Origin of the sequence: Actinoplanes nipponensis (genome assembly GCF_016862275.1) — a bacterium.
GTDB lineage: Bacteria > Actinomycetota > Actinomycetes > Mycobacteriales > Micromonosporaceae > Actinoplanes > Actinoplanes nipponensis.
In genome coordinates this window covers 276,742-302,894 of sequence record NZ_BOMQ01000063.1, presented here as the reverse complement: position 1 = coordinate 302,894, position 26,153 = coordinate 276,742, and the positions used below count along the sequence as shown (strand labels likewise).

General features: G+C 72.1%; 26 protein-coding genes and 1 pseudogene. 17 read left to right on the top strand and 10 right to left on the bottom strand.

Annotated elements, in window-relative coordinates:
- Positions 1-969: CHAP domain-containing protein (locus Ani05nite_RS27925; RefSeq protein WP_203773157.1), on the bottom strand; the 969-nt coding region annotated here is incomplete at its 3' end.
- A gap of 87 nt (positions 970-1,056) precedes the next feature.
- The gene (locus Ani05nite_RS27920; RefSeq protein ID WP_203773155.1) at positions 1,057-1,302 is read right to left on the bottom strand and encodes an RNA-binding protein; all 246 of its coding nucleotides are present in this window, start codon (positions 1,300-1,302) and stop codon (positions 1,057-1,059) included.
- A gap of 252 nt (positions 1,303-1,554) precedes the next feature.
- Here Ani05nite_RS27920 and Ani05nite_RS27915 point away from each other — a divergent pair, with 252 nt between their 5' ends.
- Together Ani05nite_RS27915 and rho are read left to right on the top strand one after the other, a co-directional pair.
- Positions 1,555-2,523 (top strand): helix-turn-helix domain-containing protein, encoded by a 969-nt coding sequence (locus Ani05nite_RS27915; RefSeq protein ID WP_203773153.1) that lies wholly within the window; start codon positions 1,555-1,557, stop codon positions 2,521-2,523.
- 232 nt (positions 2,524-2,755) lie between these two features.
- A pseudogene (gene rho, locus Ani05nite_RS27910) lies at positions 2,756-3,961 on the top strand (transcription termination factor Rho); the annotation flags it as partial.
- Here the strand turns inward: rho and Ani05nite_RS27905 are convergent.
- Entirely contained in the window at positions 3,958-4,617 is a 660-nt protein-coding gene (locus Ani05nite_RS27905) for a fasciclin domain-containing protein (protein ID WP_203773149.1), read from the bottom strand. The pseudogene rho and the gene Ani05nite_RS27905 overlap by 4 nt on opposite strands.
- A gap of 89 nt (positions 4,618-4,706) precedes the next feature.
- A complete protein-coding gene (locus Ani05nite_RS27900) occupies positions 4,707-5,474 on the bottom strand; it encodes an alpha/beta fold hydrolase (RefSeq protein WP_203773147.1) in 768 nt (255 codons plus the stop codon).
- 138 nt (positions 5,475-5,612) lie between these two features.
- On the opposite strand from Ani05nite_RS27900, the gene Ani05nite_RS27895 reads away from it, so the two are divergent.
- Both Ani05nite_RS27895 and sthA read left to right on the top strand, forming a co-directional pair.
- Positions 5,613-6,173 carry a hypothetical protein gene (locus Ani05nite_RS27895; RefSeq protein ID WP_203773145.1) on the top strand — a complete coding sequence of 187 codons (561 nt, stop codon included), beginning with the start codon at positions 5,613-5,615 and terminating at the stop codon, positions 6,171-6,173.
- A 39-nt stretch (positions 6,174-6,212) separates the two neighbouring features.
- Positions 6,213-7,616 (top strand): Si-specific NAD(P)(+) transhydrogenase, encoded by a 1,404-nt coding sequence (sthA, locus tag Ani05nite_RS27890; RefSeq protein ID WP_203773143.1) that lies wholly within the window; start codon positions 6,213-6,215, stop codon positions 7,614-7,616.
- Between the two features lie 4 nt (positions 7,617-7,620).
- On the opposite strand, the gene Ani05nite_RS27885 is transcribed toward sthA, so the two are convergent.
- A complete protein-coding gene (locus Ani05nite_RS27885; protein WP_203773141.1) occupies positions 7,621-8,415 on the bottom strand; it encodes a L,D-transpeptidase family protein in 795 nt (264 codons plus the stop codon).
- Between the two features lie 155 nt (positions 8,416-8,570).
- Between Ani05nite_RS27885 and Ani05nite_RS27880 the strand changes: the two genes are divergently transcribed.
- Entirely contained in the window at positions 8,571-9,209 is a 639-nt protein-coding gene (locus Ani05nite_RS27880) for a CGNR zinc finger domain-containing protein (protein WP_239130681.1), read from the top strand.
- Positions 9,210-9,251: 42 nt separating this feature from the next.
- Entirely contained in the window at positions 9,252-10,031 is a 780-nt protein-coding gene (locus tag Ani05nite_RS27875) for a zf-HC2 domain-containing protein (RefSeq protein WP_203773139.1), read from the top strand.
- Here Ani05nite_RS27875 and Ani05nite_RS27870 read toward each other — a convergent pair.
- From Ani05nite_RS27870 to Ani05nite_RS27860, 3 genes are all read right to left on the bottom strand, one after another.
- Complete coding sequence (locus Ani05nite_RS27870) at positions 10,028-10,258, bottom strand: hypothetical protein (RefSeq protein WP_203773137.1); 231 nt, start codon at positions 10,256-10,258, stop codon at positions 10,028-10,030. The genes Ani05nite_RS27875 and Ani05nite_RS27870 overlap by 4 nt on opposite strands.
- Before the next feature lie 60 nt (positions 10,259-10,318).
- Positions 10,319-10,759, bottom strand: a complete 441-nt coding sequence (gene mscL, locus Ani05nite_RS27865) for a large conductance mechanosensitive channel protein MscL (protein WP_203773213.1) — start codon at positions 10,757-10,759, stop codon at positions 10,319-10,321.
- Positions 10,760-10,847: 88 nt separating this feature from the next.
- Positions 10,848-11,201 (bottom strand): STAS domain-containing protein, encoded by a 354-nt coding sequence (locus tag Ani05nite_RS27860; protein ID WP_203773135.1) that lies wholly within the window; start codon positions 11,199-11,201, stop codon positions 10,848-10,850.
- Positions 11,202-11,401: 200 nt separating this feature from the next.
- Between Ani05nite_RS27860 and Ani05nite_RS27855 the strand changes: the two genes are divergently transcribed.
- Genes Ani05nite_RS27855 through Ani05nite_RS27815 form a run of 9 tightly spaced genes read left to right on the top strand, consistent with a single transcriptional unit; the run spans position 11,402 to position 19,789 of the window.
- On the top strand, positions 11,402-12,271 hold the full coding sequence (locus Ani05nite_RS27855) for an STAS domain-containing protein (protein WP_203773211.1): 870 nt from the start codon (positions 11,402-11,404) through the stop codon (positions 12,269-12,271).
- Positions 12,272-12,274: 3 nt separating this feature from the next.
- Positions 12,275-12,688 carry an STAS domain-containing protein gene (locus tag Ani05nite_RS27850; RefSeq protein WP_203773133.1) on the top strand — a complete coding sequence of 138 codons (414 nt, stop codon included), beginning with the start codon at positions 12,275-12,277 and terminating at the stop codon, positions 12,686-12,688.
- A gap of 23 nt (positions 12,689-12,711) precedes the next feature.
- Entirely contained in the window at positions 12,712-13,104 is a 393-nt protein-coding gene (locus Ani05nite_RS27845) for an ATP-binding protein (RefSeq protein WP_203773209.1), read from the top strand.
- Positions 13,101-14,132: a SpoIIE family protein phosphatase gene (locus Ani05nite_RS27840; protein ID WP_203773131.1), complete on the top strand. Its 1,032-nt coding sequence runs from the start codon at positions 13,101-13,103 to the stop codon at positions 14,130-14,132. The genes Ani05nite_RS27845 and Ani05nite_RS27840 overlap by 4 nt, the downstream gene beginning before the upstream one ends.
- The gene (locus Ani05nite_RS27835; protein ID WP_203773129.1) at positions 14,129-15,475 is read left to right on the top strand and encodes a sensor histidine kinase; all 1,347 of its coding nucleotides are present in this window, start codon (positions 14,129-14,131) and stop codon (positions 15,473-15,475) included. The genes Ani05nite_RS27840 and Ani05nite_RS27835 overlap by 4 nt, the downstream gene beginning before the upstream one ends.
- The gene (locus Ani05nite_RS27830; protein ID WP_203773127.1) at positions 15,472-17,010 is read left to right on the top strand and encodes a fused response regulator/phosphatase; all 1,539 of its coding nucleotides are present in this window, start codon (positions 15,472-15,474) and stop codon (positions 17,008-17,010) included. Before Ani05nite_RS27835 ends, Ani05nite_RS27830 begins: the two co-directional genes overlap by 4 nt.
- A 33-nt stretch (positions 17,011-17,043) precedes the next feature.
- Complete coding sequence (locus Ani05nite_RS27825) at positions 17,044-17,580, top strand: PadR family transcriptional regulator (RefSeq protein WP_203773125.1); 537 nt, start codon at positions 17,044-17,046, stop codon at positions 17,578-17,580.
- Positions 17,577-18,266 carry an ABC transporter ATP-binding protein gene (locus Ani05nite_RS27820; RefSeq protein WP_203773122.1) on the top strand — a complete coding sequence of 230 codons (690 nt, stop codon included), beginning with the start codon at positions 17,577-17,579 and terminating at the stop codon, positions 18,264-18,266. Before Ani05nite_RS27825 ends, Ani05nite_RS27820 begins: the two co-directional genes overlap by 4 nt.
- The gene (locus Ani05nite_RS27815) at positions 18,263-19,789 is read left to right on the top strand and encodes an FtsX-like permease family protein (RefSeq protein ID WP_203773120.1); all 1,527 of its coding nucleotides are present in this window, start codon (positions 18,263-18,265) and stop codon (positions 19,787-19,789) included. The genes Ani05nite_RS27820 and Ani05nite_RS27815 overlap by 4 nt, the downstream gene beginning before the upstream one ends.
- A gap of 38 nt (positions 19,790-19,827) precedes the next feature.
- On the opposite strand, the gene Ani05nite_RS27810 is transcribed toward Ani05nite_RS27815, so the two are convergent.
- On the bottom strand, positions 19,828-21,924 hold the full coding sequence (locus Ani05nite_RS27810; RefSeq protein ID WP_203773118.1) for a S9 family peptidase: 2,097 nt from the start codon (positions 21,922-21,924) through the stop codon (positions 19,828-19,830).
- Positions 21,925-22,052: 128 nt separating this feature from the next.
- Here Ani05nite_RS27810 and Ani05nite_RS27805 point away from each other — a divergent pair, with 128 nt between their 5' ends.
- On the top strand, positions 22,053-23,216 hold the full coding sequence (locus Ani05nite_RS27805) for an FAD-binding oxidoreductase (RefSeq protein WP_203773116.1): 1,164 nt from the start codon (positions 22,053-22,055) through the stop codon (positions 23,214-23,216).
- A 1,178-nt stretch (positions 23,217-24,394) separates the two neighbouring features.
- Positions 24,395-24,856, top strand: coding sequence for a hypothetical protein (locus Ani05nite_RS27800; RefSeq protein ID WP_203773114.1), 462 nt, complete (start codon positions 24,395-24,397; stop codon positions 24,854-24,856).
- Here Ani05nite_RS27800 and Ani05nite_RS27795 read toward each other — a convergent pair.
- Positions 24,847-25,461 (bottom strand): dihydrofolate reductase family protein, encoded by a 615-nt coding sequence (locus tag Ani05nite_RS27795; protein ID WP_203773112.1) that lies wholly within the window; start codon positions 25,459-25,461, stop codon positions 24,847-24,849. The two genes, Ani05nite_RS27800 and Ani05nite_RS27795, sit on opposite strands and share 10 nt — an antisense overlap.
- Between the last annotated feature and the right edge of the window lie 692 nt (positions 25,462-26,153).

The window sequence follows — 26,153 nt, the reverse complement described above, 5'->3', positions numbered from 1 at the left end:
GGCGTCGGTCGGGATGATCCTGGTGAAGTTCTGCCAGCCCGAGCCGATCTGGCGCACGTCGGTGTACGGGTCCCCGCCGTCCCGGATGAAGTTGTTCGAGTACAACCACATCGTGCCGTCCGCCTTCACGCCCAACAGGTCCCGGAAGCCGTCACCGGTGGCGTCCGCCGGAATGATCTTCGTGAAGTTCTGCCAGCCGGAGCCGACGGTGCGGGCCGCGCTGTACGGCGTGCCGTCGTCGCGGACGATGTTGTTCGCGTAGAGCAGCATCGAGCCGTCCGCCTTCACCCCGACCATGTCGTGGAAGCCGTCACCTGTCACGTCCTCGATCCAGGGCTCCGGTTCCGGCTCGGGCTCCGGCTGGGGCGTGGTGATGCCGACCGGCGTCGTGAAGCCGACGATGCTGGAGTTGGCGGTGAAGTTCGAGTACCGGTGCTTGGCCACCCGGTCGCTGGTGTTGCCCTCGATCGTGTAGAGGTTGCCGTCGGACAGGGACTTGACGATGCCGACGTGCTGGATGACGCCGTCGTGGTTCCAGTCGAAGACGACCGCGTCGCCCGGCTTCGGCCCGTAACCGCCGCTGCGCGAGTGCCAGGTGCCGTTGTTCTGGCCGTAGGTCCGGAACGATCGCGCGAACCCGTCGATCTGCGACATGGCGCTGGTCACCCCTCCCTCCCGCCACACGTACTTGGCGAACGCGGCGCACCAGGCGTACGAGGAGGTGCCGCCGCCCCAGCCGGGCCTTCCGCCGCAGGCCGGCCAGCCGAACATCTCGCCGCCGTAGTAGCTGCAGTTCGTGCCGACCTCGTGATTACGGTAGGTGTCGTTGAGTTCGCGTTGGGCGATGGCCACGATGCCGGCGCCCGTGGGCGCCGCCAGGGCGGCCACCGGCGCCAGTGTCGCGCCGAGGGTCATGCCGGCGGTGGCCGCCGCGGCGATCAGCACGCGGCGCAGCCTGAGCTTTCTCATGGTTTCTCCTGTCGTGGTCGGTGGACTGATTGCGGGCGTGGTCGGTCAGCCGCTCTTCTCGGAAGAGCGGCTGAGCCGAAGGGGTGATCAGATGACGCGCCAGAGGCGCAGCAGTTCGGTGCGGCCGATGACTTCTGCCGTGAGGCGGCGCAGGACGTCGGCCGCCACCTGGGGGTCATTGCTGTCGACGAAGGCCAGGATGTCCAGACAGGACGGTCTAGCTCGGACGCGTACGTGTTCGATCCCGTCCGCCGCGGCGGCGCCCGCGTAGACCAGATCGCGCACCACGGTCGGTTCGAGGGCCTGCGCCGCATCCAGCGGCGCGATGCGCACGTGGGTCGCCACCATCACGCCGTACCGGGAAGCGTCACCGCGGCCCGGCCGGCGCGCGCCGCGACGATGACGACCAGGGTGAGAAACAGAACTGTGGCCACGTGACCGAGCTTCTCGCTCCCGCGGACCCGTTGTCACCGGTTCCGACCTGGCGCAAGCCCGCCGGGCGGGATGACGCCACGGGCGGCGGGTCCACGCCGGCGGCCGCGACGGGGCAGAATGATCGAAGGGCGCCGGATCGGGGAGAATGGGATGTTCGATCTACTTGGGCTGTCCGTGCACCACGAGGCGATCTACCGCACGATGCTGGACCGCCCGGACCTGAACGTCGCGGGTCTGGCCGCACATCTGGCCGTGCCGCCGGAGCGGATCCGCGAGGCGCTCGACGTGCTGGCCGACCTGGCGCTGGTCCGGATGGACCCCGGCGCCGGCCGGGCCCGGGTGGTGCGCCCCCAGGCCGGGCTCACGGCGCTGCTGGCCAAGGTCGAGGCCGACGTCGCCGTACGGCAGCGGCAGGTGGACGCCACCAGGGCCGCCATCGCCGCGATCGCCGCCGCGCACGACGACCACCAGGCCGGCGAGGGCCGGCTCCTGGAGGGGACGGAGACCGTACGGGAACGCCTGGCCGAGCTCGCCGCGACGGCCCGCACCGAGTGCCTGTCCTTCACCACCGGCCGCGCGCGGACCCCGGAGACCATGGCCGCCGAGGCCTCGCTCAGCGAGCTGGCGCTGCGCCGGGGCGTCCGCCTCCGCAACGTCTACCAGGAGAGCTTCCGCAACGATCCGGCCACCCGCGCGCACGCCCACCGGATGGCGTGCCTGGGCGGGCAGTCCCGCACCACGCCCACGTTGCCGATGCGCATGGTCATCGTCGACCATGCGACGGCGCTCGTGCCGCTCGATCCCGAACACTCCCGCCGCGGCGCGCTCGAGCTGCGCAGCCCCGGGGTGCTCGCCGGGCTCGTCGCCCTCTTCGAGCAGGTCTGGTGCACCGCGACGCCGTTCGACGCGCCGGCCGTACGCGACGCGCACGGTCTGCAACCGCAGGAACGCGAGTTGATGCGGCTGCTGGCTGACGGGCACACCGACGAGGCCGCGGCCCGCAGGCTGGCGATCTCGCTGCGCAGCGTCCAGCGCAAGATGACCTCGCTGACGAAGCGGCTCGACGCCACCAGCCGCTTCCAGGCCGGCGTCCACGCCGCCCACCGCGGCTGGGTGTGAGCGACGGAACCCGCCGCTGAGGGGCCGGTCCTTGTGGCGCCGGCCCCGGCGCGCTACCTTTAGCGCAGTCGGGACCCGGACGTAGGCGGCGCTGTCGCCCCTGGGATCCCAAATCAGCCGAGTTACAGATACCGGCTCACCGTTTTCTTCCGGCGCTCGGGCTGTCGTCGATTTTCCGCAGCCTTCGCCCACGCGTATCCGCGTACCTGAAGATCAGGAGCACCTCATGACCGACACCGACGTTCGCTCCGGCGAACGCCGCACCACCAGTGCCCGCCGCCGGCCCGCCGGCACCGGGCCCCGCAACCGCCCGGCCGACACCGGCCCCGGCGCCCCCGGCGCCGACGTCGCGGTCGACGGCCTGCTCGACATCGTCGACGACAAGGCCTGGCTGCGCGCCGACGGCTATCTGCCCGGCCCCGACGACATCGCGGTGTCCTCGGCGCAGGTGCGCAGCCACGGCCTGCGCCGCGGTGACCAGGTCACCGGCATCGCGCACGTCCCGAGCGGCCGCAAGCCGGCCACCCTCGACGTCGTCACCGTCAACGGCGGGGACCCCCAGCGGGCCGTCCGCCGGCCCGATTTCTACAAGCTGACCCCGCTGTACCCGCAGGAGCGGCTGCGGCTCGAGACCGAGCCGCACGTCCTCACCACCCGCGTCATCGACCTGGTGATGCCCATCGGCAAGGGGCAGCGGGCGTTGATCGTGTCGCCGCCGAAGGCCGGCAAGACGATGGTGCTGCAGGCCATCGCCAACGCGATCACCCGGAACAACCCCGAGGCGCACCTGATGGTCGTGCTCGTCGACGAGCGGCCCGAAGAGGTCACCGACATGCAGCGCTCGGTGCGCGGCGAGGTCGTGGCGGCCACCTTCGACCGGCCCCCGACCGAGCACACCGCCCTGGCCGAGCTGGCCATCGAGCGGGCGAAGCGGCTGGTGGAGACGGGCCGGGACGTGGTGGTGCTGCTGGACTCGATCACCCGGCTCGGCCGCTCGTACAATCTGGCCGCGCCCGGCCGGGGCCGGACCATGTCCGGCGGCCTCGACTCCACGGCGCTGTACCCGCCGAAGCGGTTCCTCGGCGCCGCGCGCAACATCGAGAACGGCGGGTCGCTGACCATCATCGCCACCGCGCTGGTCGACACCGGTTCGGCGATGGACACCGTCATCTTCGAGGAGTTCAAGAGCACCGGCAACGCCGAGCTCAAGCTCGACCGGTCGCTGGCCGAGGCCCGGCTGTTCCCGGCGATCGACGTCACCGGCTCGGGCACCCGGCACGACGAGACCCTGGTGGCGCCGGCGGAGCTGGCCCTGATGCACCAGCTCCGCCGGGCGCTCGGTGGCGAGGACCGCAAGCAGAGCCTGCGGCAGCTGCTCGACCACCTCAAGAGCACGGGTACGAACGCAGAGTTCCTGCGCCGCGCCGCCCGTAGTTAGGGCAGGTCGACCGGGCGCAGCACGCGGTCGATGCCGTGCGCGATCTGCTTGTTGCCCTTGTTGATGTCGAAGGCGACGATCCGCGGGTTGCGGTCGTTGCGGTCGGCGTCGATGAGCTGGATCCGCTTGCCGTGCCACCAGGTCCGGTACACGTCCACGGTGATCGTCGCGCCCGCCGCGGTGGTGAGCTTCGCACCGTCCGACTTGAGCGCCGCCTTGCGGTCGACGGTGGCGCCCGGCACGACGTGGTAGAGCAGCACCGCCTCGACCGTGTCGATGCCCAGGCCGGCGACGGTGGTGAACGCCGCCTTCTCCGACGGCAGCGTCCGGGACTTGCTGACCTCCTTGGCCAGCTGACGGAACGCGCCGTCGTTCGGCACGAACGCGGTCAGCGCGACCGAGCCGTCGGTGAGCACCTTGACCGGGCTGCCGGGCTTGGCGTCCAGCACGGCCAGCACGGCCGCCGTCAGCACGTCGAAGTCCCGCGCGTTGCGGTCGAAGCCGCTCTTGTCGGCGGTCAGAACGGCGGCCAGCGACTTCGTGCCGAGCGGTTTGGTCTTGCCGTGAGCCTGCGCGGGCGCACCGAGCGCAACGGTGGCGAGAACGGTGGCCGTGGCCCCTGCGGCGATGCGGGTGGCCAGTCGAACGATGTTCATCAACGCGCCTTTCGTCATCCGTACCGGTCGGCGGCGGGTGCCGCCTCCTGGTGTTCGCCCCGGCCCGGGGCGGTGGATGCACGTCGGGATCACCGGTTCAGGAATTCACCCAGGCGGTGCCGCCAGGCGGCCGGCTGATCCAGGTGGGCGTCGTGACCCGAGTCGGGGATCGTCACCACTTCGGCGTCGGGCCGCAGTTCGCCCATGCGGGCGATCTCGTCGTCCGGCACGCGGCTCTCCGCGCCGCGGACCAGCAGCGTGGGCGCCCGTACCCGGCGCCAGTCGGCCCATTGCGCGGTCGCCGCGACCGGGCGGATCGCGGCCGCCATGATGTCGGGGTCGAAGCGTGGCCAGTAGCCGTCCGGCCGCTGTTCGAGGTCCGCCGCCCAGGCCCGGGCCAGCGAGGTGTCGTCGAGGAACTCGACCGCCGCTTGCCGGGAGGGGAACGGCACCGGCCAGGAGGCGAACCACTTCTCCAGCCGGGCGGGGTAGTCGTCCGTGCTGCCGCCGACCCCGCCCTCCAGCATGACCAGCCGGCTGACCAGCTCGGGGTGCCGGGCGGCGGTCAGCATCGCGGTGTGGGCGCCCATCGACTGGCCCGCCAGCGCCACCGGGCCGCCGCCGGCCAGCTCCCGCACGACGCGAACCACGTCCGCCACGTACGCCTCGCGGGAGAGGTCGTCCGGCCGGCGCACGCTGTGGCCGTGGCCGCGCTGGTCCGGGGCGATGATCCGGTGCCCGGGCAGGGACATCGTCATCTCCCGGGCGCTGCCGGCCAGGCCGTGCAGCAGCACCAGCGGCGGACCGTCCGCCGCGGAGACCAGACAGGACAGATGACCCACCGCGACGCGACGCATGGGTCCATTCTCGGCCGGCCGCACCGGTGCTCGCACACCGGACATCCGGGCAGTTCGCGCACGAGTTGCTGACAATTCAGCTCTCGGCAGAGCGAAGTCGCTGGTGATCGCCCATTCCGGCGTGCCAGGCTCAGCGGTGTGAACTCGAACCCAGCCACCGCGCCCGCCCGGGCGTACACCGCGGGGCAGACGGACGCCGGCTGGCGTGCCATGTCGATGCTGGCCCGGCTCGTGCAGCGGGGTGGTCACCCGGCCGCGGTGACGCCGACCATCGAGCTGCAGCCCGGCGAGAAGCAGTACGGCGCCTTCCTCGTCGACGTCTCGGCGTACTTCTCCACCACCGTGGACTATGCGAGCAGCATCTTCGCCAGCGGCGGCCTGTTCTTCACCGGCCGGAGCACCGAGACCCGCGGGGGCTGGCGCCCGGGCGAGCGGCAGGCCGCGACCATCACCAGTCAGCGGCTGGTGCTCGGCGAGGTCACGTACGACTTCCGCTCGCTGATCCTGGTCCAGCCCAACCCGCTCGACTGGTCGGTGAGCCTCTACTTCCAGGGCGCCCAGCCGATCATGCTGCGCGGCCCCTGGGTGCCGTGGATGACCGTCGTCATGTGCGCCGAGCTCTACGGCTCGTCCTGGCCGCCCGGCCACGCGGCCGAGCTGGACTTCCCGATCAAGGATATGTGCGAAAACGCGCAATAGCGCGGGCGCGGTCCGGGCGATGCTGTCACGCTGAGGCTCGTGTATGACTACGACCTGTTGGTGCTGGGCTCCGGGCCCAGCGGGCAGAAGGCCGCCATCGCCGCCGCCAAGCTGGGCCGGCGGGTCGCCGTCGTCGACCGCCGGGACATGGTCGGCGGGGTGTGCATCAACACCGGCACCGTGCCGTCCAAGACGCTGCGGGAGGCCGTGCTCTACCTGACCGGCCTGAGCCAGCGCGACCTGTACGGCAGCAGCTACCGGGTCAAGGAGCAGATCACCGTCAGCGACCTGGCGGCGCGCACCCAGCACGTGATCGGCCGGCAGACCGATGTCATCCGCAATCAGCTGGCCCGCAACCACATCGCGATGCTCACCGGCACCGGCCGGTTCGCCGACGCGCACTCCATCTGGATCGACGGCGGCTCCGGGCACGACACCAAGGTCACCTCCGACAAGATCATCATTGCCGCCGGGACCCGGCCGGCCCGGCCGGACAGCGTCGACTTCGACGACCGGACCATCGTCGACTCGGACGGCGTGATCAACCTGGAGGCCGTGCCGCGCAGCATGGTCGTGGTCGGCGCCGGGGTGATCGGCATGGAGTACGCCTCCATGTTCGCCGCCCTCGGCACCAAGGTCACCGTCGTCGAGCGCCGCGACAAGATGCTCGACTTCTGCGACGAGGAGATCGTCGAGTCGCTGAAGTACCACCTGCGCGACCTGTCGGTGACGTTCCGGTTCGGCGAGGAGGTCGCCGCCGTCGAGCGCCACCAGACCGCCGCGCTGTGCGTCCTCAAGAGCGGCAAGAAGATCGCGGCCGACACGGTGATGTACTCGGCCGGCCGGCAGGGCCAGACCGACGACCTGGCGCTCCCGGCCGCCGGGCTGACCGCGGACAAGCGCGGGCGGATCTCGGTCGACGCCAACTACCGCACCGAGGTCGACAACATCTACGCGGTCGGCGACGTGATCGGCTTCCCGGCGCTCGCCTCGACGTCGATGGAGCAGGGGCGGCTCGCGGCGCAGCACGCGTGCGGCGAGCCGATCCGCGAGATGCACGAGCTCCAGCCGATCGGCATCTACACGATCCCGGAGATCAGCTTCGTCGGGAAGACCGAGGACGAGCTGACCGACAGCGCCACCCCGTTCGAGGTGGGCATCGCCCGCTACCGCGAGCTGGCCCGGGGGCAGATCGTCGGCGACTCGTACGGGATGCTCAAGCTGCTCGTCTCCCCGGACGACGGCCACCTGCTCGGCGTGCACGTCTTCGGCACGGCGGCCACCGACATCGTGCACATCGGGCAGGCCGTGATGGGCTGCGGCGGCACTGTGGACTACCTGGTCGACGCGGTGTTCAACTATCCGACCCTGTCGGAGGCGTACAAGGTGGCGGCCCTGGACGCCAGCAACAAGATCCGCAACATCACCCGGATCGACGGCTGACGGCTCAGTAGACCCAGACCCGGGTGCCGATCGGGAGCTCGCCGCTGGTCCACAGGTGGTTCATCGCCGCGATGGAAAGCCGGGCGCACCCGTGCGAGGCGGGGTACGGCGGCACGCTGGTCGCGCCGTGCACCGCGATGCCGCCGTTGAAGTACTTCGGCCGCCAGAGCAGGCCGAGCGGCGCGTGCCGCCAGCCGTCGATCTGCCGGGACACCCGGAACTTGCCGCTGGGCGTGTCGGCCAGGTAGGTCCGCCCCTTCTGCTCGTAGCGTTCCATCGAGCCGGTCGAGGTGTTGAAGACCTGGCTGACCCGGCCGCCGTCGACCAGCATCAGCAGCTGGCGCTTGAGGCTGATCTCGACGACCCGGCCGCTCGTGCTGCGCGCCTCCGGGCGTACCCCCCGGGCCAGGGCCTTCTCGGTCTTCGGGCCGACGACGCCGTCGCGGCCGAGGCCGGCCGCCTTCTGCAGCGCGTAGACCGCCTGCGTGGTCCGCCCGCCGAAGGTGCCGTCGGCCTTGCCGTTCCAGTAGCCGAGCTCGGTGAGGCGCTCCTGCAGGGCCACCACCTCGGGGCCCTTGGCGCCGGCCTTGAGCCGCTTGGGCTTGGGCTTGGACTTGGGCCCGGGTGCGGCCGGCGGCGTCGGCGTCGCGGAGGCGGCGGGCCCGGGGGAAGACGCCGCGGCCGACGAGGGTACGGGACCAGGCGCCGCAGCCTGATCGGAACCGCCGGAATCGCACCCGGTGGCCAGCGCCACGGTGGCCGCCGCCACCGCCGCGTACGTCAGAGCTCTGCGCACCATGCCTCCCTCGGTCCCCCGTCATGGTCACACGTGAGAGCTACTCCGGAGCAGCCGTTGCTGAGCCGCCGCGGAACCGTTGAGCGCCAGTACCGGGCTCGCGGCGGTCAGGCGACCGGTGGATGCTCGTGTGAAAAAGAATCAAGTACCCTTCGCCTATGTCATGGATGGCGAGTGCGCGGCACGGCGTCCGCGAGGCGCCCGCCGGCCTCGCCCTTCTGCAGGATCTGGTGAACACCCGCGGGACCATGTCGTACGCGCCGGATCTGCTGGGCACCCCCGACGACGCGCAGCGGTGGCTCACCGAGGCGCTCGCCACCTGGTCCCGGGGGGCCGGCCTGCCCGCGCCCGTGATCCTGCTCTCCTCCACCGACATGCGCTCCCTGCGCCGGCTGCGGACCACCTTCGAGGGCGTCATCCTGGCCGGCGGGCGGAACACCGAGCCGGACGGCGCGCTGCCGCCGGCCGACGTCCCGGTCAGCCTGGTGCCCGACGCCGACGGCTGGGTCCGGATGGTGCCCAGCGGCCGCGGCATCCGGTGGCTCGCCTCCGCGCTGTGGGCCGAGGCCCTGCTGGCCCAGCAGGCCGGTCTGTGGCCGCGGCTCAAGCTCTGCCACAACATCGACTGCCGGGCGGCGTTCTTCGACACCTCGCGCAACAACAGCGGCGTCTGGCACGACGTCAGCACCTGCGGCAACACGGCCAACCTGCGGGCCTTCCGGGAGCGCCGGCGGCTGCTGGGCAACTCCGGCAACCAGCTCGGCGGCCCCAGCGTGCAGCGTCCCGACCCGCGCTGAAGTCGCGGGAACCAGCGGCGCCCGCCGGGCGACTATGGGGACATGGCGTGTGAGCGGTGGCGCGAGTTGGTGTCCGCGCAGCTGGACGGCGAGGACGACCCGGCCGATCGGCCCCGGGTCGAGCAGCATCTGGCCGGCTGCGCCGGCTGCCGGGAGTGGCTGGAGCGCGCGGCCACGGTCAACCGGCTGACCCGTACCGGCCCGGTGCCGGAGGTGCCCGACCTCAGCGCGGCCATCCTCGCCGCGCTGCCGCCCGTCCCGGCGCGCAGCCGGCGGCGGCTCGGGGCCGGGCCGCTCTTCGTGGCCCTCGCCGCGGTCGGCGCGGTGCAGCTCATTCTCGGGCTGGCGCAGGTCGGCGGCGGCGCCGGCGGCGCGCACGTGCACGCCGGGCTGGACGCGACGCCCGGGCACCTGTGGCACGAGTCGGCGGCCTGGAACGTCGCCGTGGGCGCCGGTTTCCTCTTCATCGCGCTGCGCCGCAGCCGGCCCACCGGGCTGGTGCCGATGCTGACGGCCTTCGTGGGGATGCTGTTGCTGCTGTCGGTCAACGACCTGTCGGCGGCCCGGGTCGACACGGCGCGGCTGGTCAGCCACGGTTTCGTGATCCTCGGCTACCTGATCGTGGTCGCGCTGTCCCGGGTCGCCGGGGACTCCGTGCGCCCACCCGGCGACCGGGTGGCCGGCGGGAGCGGCTGGCACCTCGTCGAGGACGAGGAGGCGCCCGCGCCCGTCCTGCCGAAGCTGCGCCTGGTGCCGCGGGGCCCGCTCACGGCGGCCGCCTCCGCGACGGGCGAGCGGGAGGAGCGGCGCCGGGCGGCCTAGCGGGGCGGCCGGACCGACAGCTCGCGCCACTCGTCGGGGCCGACGAGCAGGGCGCGGACCATGTCCAGCGCGGCGTCCTCGCTGTCGTACTCGAAGAAGTGCGAAACCCCGTCCGAGCCGCCGGCGCGCTGCTCGACGTACCACTGGTCGCCGCTCGTCCGCAGGTAGACATCCTTGCGGGCGACGCGGCCCCATCTGCCGTTCCACCAGTGCTTACGTTGTTCCATCCCGGCACTGTATCGAACATGTGTTCGAACAGTGCCGGGTGGGTTGATCTTTTCGCCGGATCAGCGCGGCGGGTCCTGCTGGTGCCGGCCCAGGATGTCGTTGACCGCGCCCGGGGCGACCTGCTGGCGCACCAGCGCGTCGCGGATCTCGGTGAGCAGCTTGACCTCTTCGCTGGGGGCCTCCGGCGGCGGCTCCTCGCCGCGCTTGCGCCGCTCGGCCAGCCGGTTGAGCGGGTAGACGACCAGGAAGTAGAGCACCGCCGCGGTCAGCAGGAAGGTGATGAGCGCGTTGACGAAGCTGGCGTAGTCGAACTTCACACCGTTGACGTCCCAGGTGCCAGCCGTCGCGCCGGACCCGCCGCCCAGCAGCTGGATGAGCGGCTTGAGGAAGGCGTTGGTGAACGCGGTGACGACCGCGGTGAAGGCGGCGCCGATGACGATGCCGACCGCGAGGTCGACGACGTTGCCGCGCATGATGAAGTCTTTGAAGCCTTTGAGCATGGACAAGAGTCACTCCTGCACGTGAGCCTGGGGGATCGCCGGGCAGCAGTTTCCCATGACCGGTCAGTGACAAACTACGCCGATCGGATCAGTCGAGCGCGGGCTCCTCGGCCGTGACGGCCTCGTCGACGGTCGGGTAGGTGTGCAGCACCTCGACCAGCCCGCTGACCTCGAGGATGCGCAGCACGCCCCGCTGCGGGGCGGCCAGCCGCACGACGCCGCCGGCGTCGTCCGTGCTGTTCTTCGCCCGGACGAAGACCGACAGCCCGGTGGAGTCGCAGAAGGAGACCTCGGCCAGGTCGAAGACCAGCCGGGTGCGACCCTTCTCCAGCAGGTCGCTGATCTGATCCTGGAGCTGCGGCGCGGTGGCCATGTCGAGTTCGCCGGCGACCGACACGACGACCATTTCGCCGCGCTGTTCCGTTTGTACCGTCAAGGACATTCAGGACCTCCAGATATGGCCCGAACGCTACTCCACGGCGGGGGGAGCGCGCAGAACGGGGAGCCGGTTGGCGCCGAGATTTTAATTGGCCTACAGCAAGTAACGACGAACGCGGTGGTAAAGTCCGGCCGTCCCTCGGTGACGGATGCCCGCGACCCGCGGAGCCGCTCTTAGGAATGATGACTATCAGGGAGGCGGCGGTGGCGCTGAGCACCGATGAGGCAGGACGCTTCGCCGGACTGCTGGAGAGCAACGGCGAGGCACTGACCAGCGCCTGGACCGATGCCGTGGCCGGCCTCCTGCGCGGGCGGCTCAGCCATGCCGAGCTCCACCGGCAGATCGCGGAACTGCAGAAGGGCTTCCAGTCGGCCCTGTCCGGCGGCGCCGCCGACCTCGAGGCCGAGGCCGCCGGTGAACTGCGCGCGCTGCTCAGCGAGGTGTCCAGCACCCGGGCCCGGCAGGGCTTCAGCGCGACCGAGACGGCGGTCAGCATCTTCGCCCTCAAGGAGGCGGTGCTGACGGTCCTGGACCAGGACAGCGCCACGGACGCGGCTACGCTGCGTGACTACGTCTCGTTCTCCTCCTTCATCGACCGGGCCGGGCTGTTCACCTTCGACAGCTACGTCCGGGCCCGCGAGGAGCTCATCTCCGACCAGGCCGAGCAGCTGCTGGAGCTCTCCACCCCGGTGGTCAAGCTGTGGGAGGGCGTCGTGGCCGTGCCGCTGGTCGGCACGCTGGACTCGGCCCGCGCCCAGGTGGTGATGGAGCGCCTGCTGCAGACGCTGGTGGACACCGGCTCGCCGTACGCGATCATCGACATCACCGGCGTCCCGGCCGTCGACACCCAGGTGGCCCAGCACATCCTCAAGACCGTGGTGGCCGCGCGGCTGATGGGCGCCGACTGCATCATCTCCGGCATCCGGCCGCAGATCGCGCAGACGATCGTGGCGCTCGGCATCGAGTTCGGCGACATCGCCACCAAGGCCAGCCTGGCCGACGCGCTGCGCCACGTCCTGCGCCAGACCGACGCCACCGCCGGTCGGCGCGGCGCCGGACGCCGGGAGAGCTGACCCGTGGAACGCGTGCCGGTCCTGAAGATCGGCGACATCCTGCTGGTGTCGATCCAGATCGACATGGAGGACCAGGTCGCCCTCCAGCTCCAGGAGGACCTGGCCGACCGGATCGTGGGCACCGGCTGCCACGGGGTCATCATCGACATCAGCGCGCTGGACATCGTCGACTCGTTCGTGGGCCGGACCCTGGCCACCATCGCCTCGATCTCGCGCGTGTTGGACGCCGAGACCGTCGTCGTGGGCATGCGGCCCGCGGTGGCCATCACCCTTGTCGAGCTCGGCCTGTCCCTGCCCGGGATCCGCACCGCGCTGACCGTGGAGCTCGGCATGGCGCTGCTCGCCCGGGACCGGCAGTTCACGTTGCCCGACGACGACGAGGACGACGCCGACGAGGCCGTCGTAACCGCATCGTGACCACCGGGGACGACATCGCCGCGATGGAGCGCCTCGCCATCCGCTCCGACCAGGATGTCGTCCGGGTACGGCAGCTCGTGCGTACCCTGGCCGTGTCGGTCAAACTGTCCCTGGTCGACCAGACCAAGCTGGTGACGGCGGCCAGCGAGCTGGCCCGCAACACGCTGGTCTACGGTGGCGGTGGCACCGTGGACGCGGGCCGGGTCGACAACGGTCGCCGCAGCGGCATCCGGATCGTCTTCACCGATCAGGGGCCGGGCATCGCCGACCTCGACCTGGCGCTGACCGACGGCTACACCACCGGCGGGGGCCTGGGCCTGGGCCTGAGCGGGGCACGCCGGCTGGTCGACGAATTCGACATCGACACCGTGGTCGGCCAGGGTACGACGATCAGCGTGATCAAGTGGTGCCGATGAGCGGAGGCGCGGTGGCGTCACTACCCGAGGGACTCCTCGACGCGGGGGTCTGGTTCCGGGTGGAAGCCGCCGGTACGGCCGCCGCCGTCCGCCGGGCCGCCGAGCGCCTGGCCACCGAGCTGGGCATGCCGCCCGCCCGCATCGCCGACCTCTCCATCGTCGCCACCGAGACCGCGAGCAACCTCGTCAAGCACGCTGACGAGGGCACCCTGCTGCTGCGCGCGGCGCGCGTACCGGGACGGGCCGGCGTGGAGATCCTCGCGCTGGACCGGGGCCCCGGCATGACCGACATCACCCGGTCCATCGGCGACGGGCACTCCACGGCGGGCACCCTGGGCATCGGGCTCGGCGCCATCGTGCGCCAGTCCAGCTGGTCGGACCTGCACTCCGTGCCCGGGCGGGGCACGGTCATGGCCGTCCAGATCTGGGCCGGCCCGCCCCCGCCGCCGAGCTGGGCCGCCGGGATCACCCGCCCGCTGACCGGCGAGCCGGTCAGCGGCGACGGCTTCGCGGTCCGCGAGGCCGAGGGTCGCCGGCAGGTGCTGGTCTGCGACGGCCTCGGGCACGGCCGGCTCGCCCACGCGGCCATGCAGGAGGCGCTGCGGGTCTTCGAGAGCACGCCCGCTGCGCCGCCGGCCGCGGTCGTGGAGGCGCTGCACCGCAAGATGGGCCACACCCGCGGCGCCGCGGTCGCCGTCGCCGAGCTGGATCCCGACGCGGGCCTGGTCCGCTACGCCGGCCTGGGCAACATCGCCGGCACGGTCCTGCACCCCGACGGCAGCCGGCGCGGCATGGTCTCGCTGCCCGGCATCGCCGGGCACCAACGCCGGCAGATCCGCGAGTACGACTACCCGCTGCCCGCCCACGGGGTCGTGCTGATGCACTCCGACGGCATCGTCGACCGCTGGAAGGTCGCCGACTATCCCGGCCTGTTGTCGCACTCCCCGCAGGTCATCGCGGCGACCGTGCTGCGTGACGCCGGCACCCGGCGCGACGACGCCGGCGTTGCCGTGGCGCGGTTGCCATGACCGGCGCCGACCCGCTGGTGCGCACCCGGCTCCGGGTGGAGCAGGACGTCTTCGCGGTCCGGCAGCTCGGCCGCGAGGTCGGCCGGCTGGTCGGCCTGGAGGCCCAGGACCAGATCAGGCTGGCCACCGCGCTCAGCGAGGTCGGTCGACTGCTGGTCGCGGCGGGACGCGACACCGAGGTGGTGTTCGCGGCGGCGCCGGACGGGGTACCTGCACTGACGGTGAGGCTGGAGCACGCCGCGCACGGGGACGCGGACCGGCTCGCCGCCCAGCTGGCACAGGTCGGACGCCTGGTGGACTCGATGGAGGTAAGGGATGGGGAGATCGGAACGGTCGTGTGGATGTCTCGTCGACTCCCACCGAACGCGCCGGTCCTGAGTCCCGACCGTATGGACGACATCCGTACCGAACTCGCCGGCCACGTGCCGGGAACCCCGTTCGACGAGCTGGCGGTGCAGAACCAGCAGCTCATCGCCACCCTGGACGAGGTACGCGCCCAGCGCGACGACCTGGCCCGGCTCAACGCCGAGCTGGAGGAGACCAACCGCGGCGTCATGGCGCTCTACCACCAGCTCTCCGACGAGCTGGAGGAGACCAACCGCGGCGTCGTCGCGCTCTACAACGAGCTGGACGAGAAGTCCGTGCAGCTGCGCGCGGCCAGCGAGGCCAAGAGCCGGTTCCTGGCCAACGTCAGCCACGAGCTGCGTGCCCCGGTGACCGCGATCATCGGGCTGGGCCGGCTGCTCAGCGACGACGCGTCGGACCCGCTCACCACCGAGCAGGCCCGCCAGGTCGAGCTCATCCGGGGCTCCGCCGCCGACCTGCTGTCGCTGGTCAACGACCTGCTGGACCTGGCCAAGGCGGAGGCCGGCCGGCTGGAGCCGAGCTGGAGCGACGTCGACCTCAAGGCCGTCTTCGGCCAGTTGCGCGGCACCCTGCGCCCGCTCGCCATCCGGCCCGAGGTCGACTTCGTGGTGGAGGAGCCGGCGGTGGCCCGGCTGCGCTCCGACGAGGTGCTGCTCGCCCAGGTCCTGCGCAACCTGCTCACCAACGCGATCAAGTTCACCGCCGTGGGCTCGATCCGGCTGGCCGCGGCCCAGGTGGGCGACGCCGTCGAGTTCACCGTCGCCGACACCGGCACGGGCATCCCGCCGGAGCTGCAGGAGCGCATCTTCGAGGAGTTCTACCAGGTGCCCGGCAGTCAGGCGCTGAGCGGCAAGGGCACCGGGCTGGGGCTGCCGTACGCGCGCCGGCTGGTCGGCATCCTCGGCGGCGCGCTGCGGGTCACCTCCGAGCCGGGCCAGGGCAGCACGTTCACGGTCTCGTTGCCGGTGTCGCCATGACGCCGGCCACCGTGCTGGTCGTCGACGACAGCGCGACCAAGCGGTATCTGCTGGTGAGCTGGCTGTCCCGGGCAGGCTTCTCGGTGCTCGAGGCCGAGACCGGCGGGGAGGCCCTGCGCCGGCTCACCGAGGCCGACGTGGACCTGGTGGTGCTGGACGTCAAGCTGCCCGACATGAACGGCTTCGAGGTCTGCGAGCGGATCAAGACCGACCCTGCGTACGGCGTCCTGCCGGTCATCCACGTGTCGGCGCACGCGGTGGACGTGGTCGACCGGACCCAGGGCCTGAACCGGGGCGCGGACGCGTACCTGGTCGAGCCGATCGAGCCGGACGAGCTGATCGCCACCGCCCAGGCAGTCCTGCGGTACTACCGGGCCCGGCAGCGCGCCGAGACGCTGGCCGCCCGGATGATCCGGCTGGCCGAGACCACGCTGGCCATCAACTCGGCCTCCACCCTGCCCGGCCTGCTGCAGGCGGCGGCCGACGGGGCGTACGAGATCTTCGGCGGCCCGATCGTGGTCGTCGCCGAGACCTCCGAGGGCGACGGCCTGGCCGCGGTCGCCCACGGCGCCGCGTCGGTGGTGCGGCCCTGGTCGATGGATCATCACGAGATCGCGGTCGGGTCGACCCTGCGAACCGATGATCCGGCCGGGTGGAGCGCCGCCGGGCCCTGGCCGGAGGGCGACACGGTCGCGGTGGCGTCGGCCCGGCTGCGGGCCGACCGCACGCCGGTCTACGTGGCCGTCCCGGCCGGCACGCAGAGCCCGGGCTTTCCGGTGCTGCGCCAGCTCGCGCAGGCGGTGGCGGCCGCGGTGGAGGCGCAGCGCTCGTACGACGAGGAGCACCGCATCGCCGTCACGTTGCAGCGCAGCCTGCTGCAGTCCCGGCTGCCCGACGTGCCCGGGCTGGAGCTGGCGGTCCGCTACGAGCCGGCCGGCGCGCAGACCGAGGTGGGCGGCGACTTCTACGAGCTCACCATGCTGGACGGCCGGCTGCTGGTGGCGATCGGCGACGTGGCCGGGCACTCGCTGCACGCCGCGACGGTGATGGCCGAGGTGCGGCACGCCGTCCGCGCGTACGCGGTCGAGGGCCACCCGCCGGGCGCCGTGCTGGAGCTGGTCAACCGCTTCATGCGCACGGTGCTGCCGGCCGAGTCGGCGACGCTGTGCCTGCTGACGCTGGAACCGGACACGGGCCGCGTACGGCTGGCCAGCGCCGGTCATCTGCCGCCGCTGCTGCAGGTGGACGGGCAGCCGCGGTTCCTGGCCCCGCGCGGGCCGCTGCTGGGCATCACCGCGCCCCGGCCGGCCGACCTGGAGTTCGTGCTGCCGCCGGGCGGCACGCTGGTGCTCTACACCGACGGCCTGATCGAACGCCGGGACGCGGACATCGACGTGGGCCTGGCCGCGCTGGCGGCCTGCGCGGCCGAGGTGGAGCCCAGCCTGGACGCCTTCTGCCAGCGGCTGCTGGTCCGGCTGGCCGGCCCCGGCGAGCAGGCCGACGACATCGCGGTGGTCGCGCTGCGCAGGACTTGACCTGCGCTATTCACTGAGTGAATAGTGGGTGGGGTGTCGACCTCCCACGTGCTGCTCGGGCTGCTCTGCGCCGGCCCGCAACACGGGTACGAGCTGAAGAAGGCGCACGACGAGCGGCTGCCCCGGGCCAAACCGCTCGCCTTCGGCCAGGTCTACGCCACCCTCGGCCGCCTCGAGCGCGACGGCCTGGTGGCACAGACCGGCCAGGACCGCGAGGGCGGCCCCGACCGCACCTCGTACGCGCTCACCGACGCCGGCCGGCAGCGACTCGACGAGTGGCTGGCCGCCGTCGAGCCGCCCGCCCCGTACGTCTCCAGCACGCTGTTCGCCAAGGTCGTCGTCAGCCTGCTGGCCTCCGGCGCGGCCGCGGCCACCGACTACCTCATCGCCCAGCGCGCCGCCCACGTCGCCCGGCTGCGCGAGCTCACCGCGGTCAAGACCGCGCGCGACGCCTCCGCCGGGGACGTCGTCGCCGCCGACTACGCCATCGCCCATCTCGACGCGGACCTCCGCTGGCTGCAGACCACCCTCGCGCGCGTCACCGACCTGCATCAAGAGGTGATCACATGACCGCCCTGCTCACCGGGACCGGCCTGTACCGCTCGTACGGCCCCACGCCGGCCCTGCGCGGCCTCGACATCTCCGTCGCCGCGGGCGAGATCGTCGCCGTCACCGGTCCGAGCGGCTGCGGCAAGTCCACGCTGCTGCACTGCCTCGCCGGCATCCTGCGGACCGACGCGGGCGAGGTGCGCTATCGCGACCAGGACATCGGGCTGTGGAGCGAGGCCGCCCGGTCCCGGCTGCGGCGCACCGACTTCGGGGTGCTGTTCCAGTTCGGCCAGCTCGTGCCGGAGCTGACGGCCGCCGAGAACGTCGCTCTTCCGTTGCTTCTCGCCGGTTCGGGGCGGCGAGAAGCGCGGAAGAGCGCAACGCTGTGGCTCGGCCGGTTCGGCGTCGGGGACCTGGCCGACCAGCTGCCCGGCGCGATGTCCGGCGGCCAGCAGCAGCGCTGCGCGGTGGCCCGGGCGCTGGTCACCGAGCCCCGGGTGCTGTTCGCCGACGAGCCGACCGGCGCGCTGGACGTGCTGACCGGCGAGCAGGTGCTGACCGAGATCGTGCACGTGGCCCGGGAGCAGGGCACCTCGGTCGTGCTGGTCACCCACGAGCCGCGGATCGCCGCGTACGCCGACCGCGAGGTCGCGCTCCGCGACGGCGTGCTCGACCCGACCGGTCTCGGCCTGGGCCTGGGCGCATGAAACCGGCCACGCTGGTGCGGCTGGCGGCCGGCGGCGGCCGGACCGACGCGCTGCGCATGGCGTTCACCGCGGCGAGTGCGGTGCTGGCCGCGGTCGTGCTGCTCGCCGCGGCGACGGTGGGGGCGGTGCCGGAACTCGGTGACCCCGGGGACGGCTCGGCGGCCTGGAACACCCGGTACAGCAGCCCGCTCATCGCCGAGCCCGGGCTGCGCCCCGGCGTGGTGATGACGCTGCTGCTGCTCGCCGTACCGGTGCTGTTCCTGGCCGGGCAGAGCATCCGCTTCGGCAGCCCAGCCCGGGACCGCCGCCTGGCCGCCCTGCGCCTGGCCGGCGCGACACCCGGGCAGGCGGTCCTGCTGGCCGCCGCCGAGACGGCGACCGCGGCCCTGCTCGGCTCGCTGCTCGGCACCGGTGTCTTCCTGGCCCTGCGCGTGCTGCTCGACCACCCGGAGGCGGACGGCCGGCGGCCGCTGCCCACCGACGTGCTGCCCGGTATCGCGGCCTTCGTCCTGGTCCTGCTGCTGGTGCCGGTGCTCGCCGGGCTGATTGGCGCCTTCCTGCTCCGCCGGGTGATCATCACGCCGCTCGGCGTGGTGCGGCGCACCCGGTCCCGCAAACCCCGGCTCTGGCCCGGGGTGCTGATCCTCGCCGGGGTGTTCGTGCCGTTCGTCATCCGGCCGTTGGGGGAGTTCCTGGCCCACGCGGGCGGATCGACCGGCCGGGACCTGTCGATCGCCGGGGCGTTCGTCGTGGTGCTGCTCGCGGTCGTCGGAGTGGTGGTCGGCACCGGCTGGATCAGCTACACCGGCGGCCGGCTGCTGCACCGCTTCGGCCGCCGCCCGGCCGTCCTGCTCGCGGGCCGGCACCTGATGGCCGACCCGTGGAACGGCAGCCGCACGCTCTCCGCCCTGCTGGCCGCGCTGGTGATCGGGGCCGGGGTGCTCGGCTACCGCGCCTACATGGTCACCCAGTTCGCCGCCTCCGACGCCGCGGACAGGCTGAGCGCCGACGGCGGCGAAGGCTACGGCGCCGAGAACAGCTTCTACCTCAACTCCGTCGACCTGGTCCGCGTCGCCGTGGCCGTCGGCGTGGTGGTGGCCGCCGCCGGCATCATGGTGGCCCTCGCCGAGGGCATCGTGACCCGCCGCCGCACCTACGCCGCGCTGGTGGCGGCCGGGGTGCCGCGCCGCGTGCTGGGCGAATCGCTGGCCTGGCAGACGCTGACCCCGCTGGTGCCGGCCGTCCTGGTGGCGCTCACCGTGGGGCTGAGCCTGGTCCGCGGGGTCGCCCAGGAGGCGACCGCCGGGGGCGGCGGGACCTGCGACGGCACCGAGGCGCAGTGCGCTGACCTCACCTCGCCGTACTGGCACCTCAGTCCCGAGGTCACCCTGGCCGTGCCGGTGCCGCTGGGCCAGCTGGCCGTGCTCGGCGGCGCCGCCCTGCTCGTCATGCTGCTGGTGGTCGGCGTGGGCCTGATCTTCCTGCGCCGCAGCACCGACCTCGACGAGCTGCGGATCGCCTGAGGCCCGGGGCCCGGCCGCAGCGGCCGGGCCCCCGGAGCCTAGCGAGCCTCGGCGAGGCCCGCCGTGTCCAGGATCCAGGCGGTCACGAAGGCCTCCTCCTTCCAGGCGTCGTAACGGCCGCTGGGGCCGCCGTGCCCGGCGCCCATCTCGGTCTTCAACAGGTACGCGCCCTCGGGCGCCACCGAGCGCAGCCGGGCGATCCACTTGGCCGGCTCGTGATACAGCACCCGGGTGTCGTTCAGGCTGGTCACGGCGAGGATCTTCGGGTACGCCAGCTTCCCGACGTTCTCGTACGGGCTGTACGACTTCATGTACGCGTACACGTCGGCGTCCTCCAGCGGGTTGCCCCACTCCTCCCACTCCGTCACGGTCAACGGCAGCGACGGGTCCAGGATGGAGGTCAGCGGGTCCACGAACGGCACCTGGGCGACGATGCCCGCGAAGGCCTCCGGCGCCAGGTTGGCCACCGCGCCCATCAGCAGGCCGCCCGCCGAGCCGCCGCGCGCCACCAGCCGCTCCGGCGTGGTCCACGACGCCGCCACGAGCGCCCGGGCGCACGCCACGAAGTCGGTGAAGGTGTTCTTCTTGGTCAGCATCTTGCCGTCCTCGTACCAGCGCCGGCCCATCTCGCCGCCGCCGCGGACGTGCGCGATGGCGTAGACGACGCCGCGGTCCAGCAGCGAGAGGCGGGCGATGGAGAAGTACGGGTCCATGCTGATCTCGTACGAGCCGTAGCCGTAGAGCAGCAGCGGCGCGGTGCCGTTGCGCGGCGTGCCCTTGCGGGCCACCAGCGAGATCGGCACCCGGGTGCCGTCGTCGGCGACCGCCCACTCGCGGAACTGCTCGTAGTCGGCCGGGTCGTACCCGCCGAGCACCGGCTTCTGCTTACGCAGCACCATCGAGCGGGTGATCAGGTCGACGTCGTAGACCGAGTCCGGCGTGACCATCGAGGTGTAGCTGATCCGCACGATGTTCGTGTCGTACTCGGGGTTGCCGGCCAGCCCGACGCTGTACAGCGGCTCGGGGAACTCCATGTCGTAGCTGTCCGTGCTGCCGTCGGCGATCACCCGCAGCCCGGTCAGCCCGTCGCGGCGCAGCGAGACGACCAGGTGCCGCTGGAACGCGTCGACCGACTCCAGCCGGGTGCCGCTCTGGTGCGGGATCAGCTCCACCCAGTCGCCCGGGTTGTCCACCGAGGTGTACGCCAGCGCGAAGTCCTCGGCGTTCTCGTTGTGCAGGATCAGGAACCGGTGACCGTGGTGCTCGACGGAGTACTCCAGGCCCTGGACCCGTTCCCGGATCACTGCGGGCTCGGCCGTCGGCGCCGCCGCGTCGATGACCCGGACCTCGCTGGTCACCTTGCTGTTGGCGTCGATGACGATGAACTTCTCGCTGCGGGTCAGCTCCACGCCGACCCAGAAGCGCTCGTCCGCCTCCTCGTAGACGACGACGTCGTCCGTGGCGGGCTGCCCGACGATGTGCCGCCAGACCTTGTTGGGCCGCCAGGCGTCGTCGACGGTGATGTAGAACAGGGTGGAGCCGTCGGCCGACCACGCGCTGCCGTAGAACGTGTCCGGGACCTCGTCGCTGAGCACCTCGCCGATGCGCAGATCCTTGACCTTCAGCACGAAACGCTCGTCGCCGTCGAAGTCGACGGAGTAGGCCAGCCGGTCGCCGGCCGGGCTCACGTCGAAGGTGCCGAGCGCGAAGAACTCCTTGCCCTCGGCGAGCTGGTTGCCGTCGAGCAGCACCTCCTCGCCCGGCAGCGGGGCGCCGTCACCGGTGGCGGGCGGGTCGACCTCGCCGGGCGCGGCGGCGACGCGGCACTGGATGCCGTACTGCTTGCCCTCGACCGTGCGGGTGTAGTACCAGAAGCCGCCCTTGCGGCTGGGCACCGACAGGTCCGTCTCCTGGGTGCGGCCCTTGATCTCCTGGAAGACCGTGTCCTGCAGGTCGGTGAGGTGCGCCGTCGCCGCCTTGGTCCAGGCGTTCTCCGCCTCCAGGTAGGCGATCGTGTCCGGGTTCTCCTTCTCGGCGAGCCAGGAGAACTCGTCCGTGACGGTGTCGCCGTGGAAGGTGCGCTCGGCGGGCACCTGGCGGACCGCGGGCGGGGTCGTGGGCATGTCGGTGGTCACGCTGAACCACGTTACCGGCCGGGCGGGCGCGGTCGCGGCCACACGCACCTCTCCCCTCGCCATTCGAACATGTGTACGATAGGCCAGAATGGACGATCTTCGAGCTGTGCGATCTTCGGGGAGGGCTGATGGTGACCGCGCTTCCCGGGCGTGAGCCGCTGCTGCGCGCACTGATCGACATCTGTGGCCCCGACTTCGCCCGCGAGGCGGTCGCGGCGGACATGGTGGCGGGCCACCTGGCCAGCTTCGTGGCGGCGCCGGCGACGACCCGCGCGGTGATGGACACGCTACGCCTGGCGGCGGAGCGCGGCCTGGCGGTGCTGCCGCGCGGCGCCGGTTCCAAAATCGACTGGGGCAGCCCGCCGCCGGGCATCGACCTTCTGCTCGACACGGCCCGCCTGGACGGCATCTGGGACCACGACCCGCAGCAGCGCACGGCCCAGATCGGCACGGGCACGCCGGTGCGGGCGGTGCAGGCGGCCCTGGCGCTGCGCGGCCAGCGCCTGGCGGTCGACCCGCCGTCGCCGGCGGCGACGATCGGCGGCATGCTCGCGGTCAACGAGTCGGGCCCGCTGCGCCACCGGTACGGCAGCCCCGCCGCGCAGGTCGAGCGGATCAGTTACGTGGGCGTCGACGGCGTGCCGGCCGAGTCCAACGGCGAGAACGGCAACCCCGGCATCGCCGAGGTGACCGGCGTGATCGTGTCGGCCGGCTTCCGCCTCCAGCCGTTGCCGGCGGCGCGCCGCTGGGTGCTGGCGCCGGCCACGACCCCGCTCCAGGTGCGCGACCTGGTCGAGGCGACGCTGGCCCAACGGGTGACGCCGAGCGCGATCGAGGTCGACCTGCCGGCTCCGTCCGGGCCCGCGGCGGGCGGGGCGCTGGCCGTGCTGCTGGAGGGCGACACGGCGGACGCGATAGGGCAGGCGGCGCAGGTGGCGACCGCCCTGGGCGACGAAGCGACGGTGACGCCGACGGCCCCCCGATGGTGGGGAAGGTACCCCTTCGACCGCGACGACGTGGCGCTGCGCATAGCGGTCCCGATCGCCGACCTGCACGCAGCGGTGTACGCACTGCAGGACGCGGCCGGGATGGCAGTCCCGGTGCGCGGATCGGCGGGGCTGGGCACGGTGCACGCGGTGCTGCCGGGCACGCTGCCACCGGCCCGGGTCGAAGGAATCCTGGACGCGGTGCGAGGGGTGCTGCTGGCCCGGGGCGGCCGATGCGTGGTGATCGCCGCCCCGCCGCCGATCAGCACGACGGTGGACATGGCGGGGCGGCGCGATCTGTTCTGAAATGTGCCTCGTTCTGGTTGTTCTCGGCCAGGCCCGGCTTCGGGCCTGGCCGAGTCGCTGCGGGACTGGCGTGGATGGGAGACCTCTTCCTTTCTTTTGTGGTGGCGGGCGGCGTTGCCGCATGCTTTCGGCGCTCGCCGGTAAATTGCGGGCCGTGGTCTCCTGAAAGCATTCTTCGTGGAGTGGCGTGTTTCGGCGGATGGCTTTCGCCGAGCTTTTCGTCCAGCGGGCGGTTTTGCTCTGCGGGCGACCTTTTGCCGGGTCTTCGCCGGCCGGCCGTGGCTCGGTGGTCCCTCGGCGGCGGTGGCTTGCGGTGGCACTTCGGCAACTGAGGCTTACGGTGGCACTTTGGTGGCCTTGGCTTGCGGTGGCACTTCGGTGGCCTTGGCTCGGTGGAGGCACTTCGGTGGCCTTGGCTCGGTGGAGGGGAGATGCGGCTTTCGGCGTGCCGGGGCGATGCTTCGCCGACCGTGATGGGTGGGATGCCGCGTTGCCCGTGACCCTGTGCGGGTAGGGGCGAAGCGCAGTTTCGCCCAGCCTTCGGCCCGAGCCGTCGCCGCGCCTGGCCTCGACCTGAGTGGCCTGTTCGCGAGCACCCTCGCCTTGCCGGCTGCCGGCTGCCGGCTGCCGGCTGTGGAGGACTGCTTCCCGTGCTCGCTTCGGTAGCGGTTCGCGTGTCCCTTGCGCGGTGTCTCGCGTGCGGCTCGTTAGTGACTTGCTTGTCCTGGACGGTGGTGGCCTGCTGCGGTCGGGCCGATAGTGGCTCGCGTGTTTTATGCGGTGGTGATTCTTGCGCCTGCGCCGGCACTGCCTCTGGAGTCCGGAGCGGAAGTGGTCGGTGCGGTCGGCAGACTCCCATGGCGGCGGCTGGTCGTGGGCCATGCAGGCGGCGGAGACGCCGGGCGTGCCGCTGTTGTAGGCCCCAAGCGCGATGGCGCTCATGCTCGCGACGGAATTCCTCACGCTCGGGAGAATGGCCACGGGACGCGCTGCGATCGCGCATCTGCGCCAGTTCGGACGTCGTGAACAATTGGAGCTGCCGCACCGGTAAATTATCTCGCATCCGGTCCGGGAAATGCCATCCCCAAGAGCAATTGATCATGCCAACCATGGAGGTGCTTCGAACCGCCGAAAGGCCGCACCCACCCGGTCGGCACACCGGGCGCATAATGCTCGTTGTGGACGATCTCACGGACTTTCTGGGGCAGATGGAAATCCTGGTACGGGAAGAGGCGCCCCTGCACGAGATCCCGCACGGCTCCCGTGACGGCCTGGGACCACTCGCAGTGGAGCACGGCCCCTGGCCCGCCTCGACGTGCGCGGCGGTTCTGAAGCGCTGGTACGAGGCCGGATGGATCGGTCTCTACTTCCGTGACCCGCCGCCCGGGTGGAACGTCGCCGCGGCGGAATGGCAGGGTCGCCTGGTAGACGGCGAGGATCTGGCCGACCGAGACGCCCGTTGCCTTCTCGAGGAGCCGGAACGCTGGGTCCTTGCACACGCGGACGGCCACGTCCAGCCCTACAGAACCGTGCAGGGTGAGATCGCGCCGGTTGAACAGTGGTTCGAGCATGTCATGGCGCTGGCCCGGGGCCTGCCGCTCAAGCCGCCGGGCGCCGGCTCACCGTCGCCTCAGCGGTAAGCCGGCTGCCGCGACAACGCGTCCGCGGCCAGGTGCCGGCCCAGCTTCGCCAGCGACCCCACCGCATAAGTGAGATAGGCGAACTGCCCCATCTGTGCGACATGCGTCAGCGCGAGTTGCTGCGACGTCAGCCGGCGCGGCAGCAGCGGTGTGCCCGCGCCGAGCATGACCGGAGCCATCGCCAGAATGATCTCGTCGAGCAGCCCCGCGTCCGCGAACTCGCTGACCAGATCGCCCCCGCCGGCGAGCCAGACGTTGCGGCCCTGGGCGGCCACCAGCATCGCCTCGTGGACGCGCTGCACGTCGCCGCTGACCATGAAGACGTTGGCGTCCGGCACCGGCGGGAGCTCGCGGTGGGTGAAGACCCAGCACGGGACGTCGCCGTACATTTCGTGCCAGTTCTCCGGCTCTTCGAGGACGTTGTCGTTCTTCAATACCCATTCGTAGGTGGACGCGCCCATCGCGAAGGCGCCCACACCGGAGAAGAATGCGCCGAACGGGTTGTCCGTGCCCTCATCGACCTCGAACAGCCATTCGAGGGAATTGTCCAGATCGGCCGTGTAGCCGTCAATGCTGGTCGCGGTGTAGTACTGCGTCTTTGCCACGAACAACACGATGCCACGGCTGGGGTGGCAAAAAGTCGGATTTAGCCCACGTGGGCGGGCGTTGGCCGCCAGGCCATGGACATGCCGGCCAGTATGTTGCGGGGTCGGTAGGGCTGTGTGTGGTCGGTAGGGCTGCTGGGTCGGCAAAGCTGCCGAGCCGCCAAGGCTGTGGGGCGGCCGAACCGCCGGGCGACCGGACCGCTCGCTGCCACGCTCGCCACCGGCGACCTGGCCACTCCGGCCGCCGCCGCTCGGCTGGACCGCCGGGGCCGGAGAGACACGGGACTGCGAGGGCGCTCGGACTGCCGGCTCGGGCTCCGGTCTGGCAGTCCGGATCCGGGGGCGGCTGCCGGATCGCCGGGCTGCCGCGCCGCTGGAGGGACACCGGGCTGCGGGGCTGCCGGGCCCGCGGGCAGCTGCCGGATCGCAGGCTGCCGAGCCGCCGTGGCCGGAGGACCACCGGGCTGCCGGGCCCGGGGGCGGCTGCCGGATCGCCGGGCTGCCGAGCCGCCGGGGCCGGAGGAACACCGGGCTGCCGGGCCCGGGGGCGGCTGCCGGGGCCGGAGGAACACCGGGCTGCCGGGCCCGGGGGCGGCTGCCGGATCGCCGGGCTGCCGAGCCGTCGGGGCCGGAGGACACCGGACGACTGCCACGGACTGCCGCGGGCTGCCGCGCCGTCGAGGCCGGAGGGA

Excerpts from the sequence above, each read along its gene's own strand:
- Ani05nite_RS27915 (WP_203773153.1), top strand. The coding sequence starts at position 1,555 with ATGTTCGATCTACTTGGGCTGTCCGTGCACCACGAGGCGATCTACCGC.
- Ani05nite_RS27905 (WP_203773149.1), bottom strand. The coding sequence starts at position 4,617 with ATGAACATCGTTCGACTGGCCACCCGCATCGCCGCAGGGGCCACGGCC.
- Ani05nite_RS27900 (WP_203773147.1), bottom strand. The coding sequence starts at position 5,474 with ATGCGTCGCGTCGCGGTGGGTCATCTGTCCTGTCTGGTCTCCGCGGCG.
- Ani05nite_RS27885 (WP_203773141.1), bottom strand. The coding sequence starts at position 8,415 with ATGGTGCGCAGAGCTCTGACGTACGCGGCGGTGGCGGCGGCCACCGTG.
- Ani05nite_RS27880 (WP_239130681.1), top strand. The coding sequence starts at position 8,571 with ATGTCATGGATGGCGAGTGCGCGGCACGGCGTCCGCGAGGCGCCCGCC.
- Ani05nite_RS27875 (WP_203773139.1), top strand. The coding sequence starts at position 9,252 with ATGGCGTGTGAGCGGTGGCGCGAGTTGGTGTCCGCGCAGCTGGACGGC.
- Ani05nite_RS27870 (WP_203773137.1), bottom strand. The coding sequence starts at position 10,258 with ATGGAACAACGTAAGCACTGGTGGAACGGCAGATGGGGCCGCGTCGCC.
- mscL (WP_203773213.1), bottom strand. The coding sequence starts at position 10,759 with ATGCTCAAAGGCTTCAAAGACTTCATCATGCGCGGCAACGTCGTCGAC.
- Ani05nite_RS27860 (WP_203773135.1), bottom strand. The coding sequence starts at position 11,201 with ATGTCCTTGACGGTACAAACGGAACAGCGCGGCGAAATGGTCGTCGTG.
- Ani05nite_RS27845 (WP_203773209.1), top strand. The coding sequence starts at position 12,712 with ATGGAGCGCCTCGCCATCCGCTCCGACCAGGATGTCGTCCGGGTACGG.
- Ani05nite_RS27840 (WP_203773131.1), top strand. The coding sequence starts at position 13,101 with ATGAGCGGAGGCGCGGTGGCGTCACTACCCGAGGGACTCCTCGACGCG.
- Ani05nite_RS27835 (WP_203773129.1), top strand. The coding sequence starts at position 14,129 with ATGACCGGCGCCGACCCGCTGGTGCGCACCCGGCTCCGGGTGGAGCAG.
- Ani05nite_RS27830 (WP_203773127.1), top strand. The coding sequence starts at position 15,472 with ATGACGCCGGCCACCGTGCTGGTCGTCGACGACAGCGCGACCAAGCGG.
- Ani05nite_RS27820 (WP_203773122.1), top strand. The coding sequence starts at position 17,577 with ATGACCGCCCTGCTCACCGGGACCGGCCTGTACCGCTCGTACGGCCCC.
- Ani05nite_RS27815 (WP_203773120.1), top strand. The coding sequence starts at position 18,263 with ATGAAACCGGCCACGCTGGTGCGGCTGGCGGCCGGCGGCGGCCGGACC.
- Ani05nite_RS27805 (WP_203773116.1), top strand. The coding sequence starts at position 22,053 with ATGGTGACCGCGCTTCCCGGGCGTGAGCCGCTGCTGCGCGCACTGATC.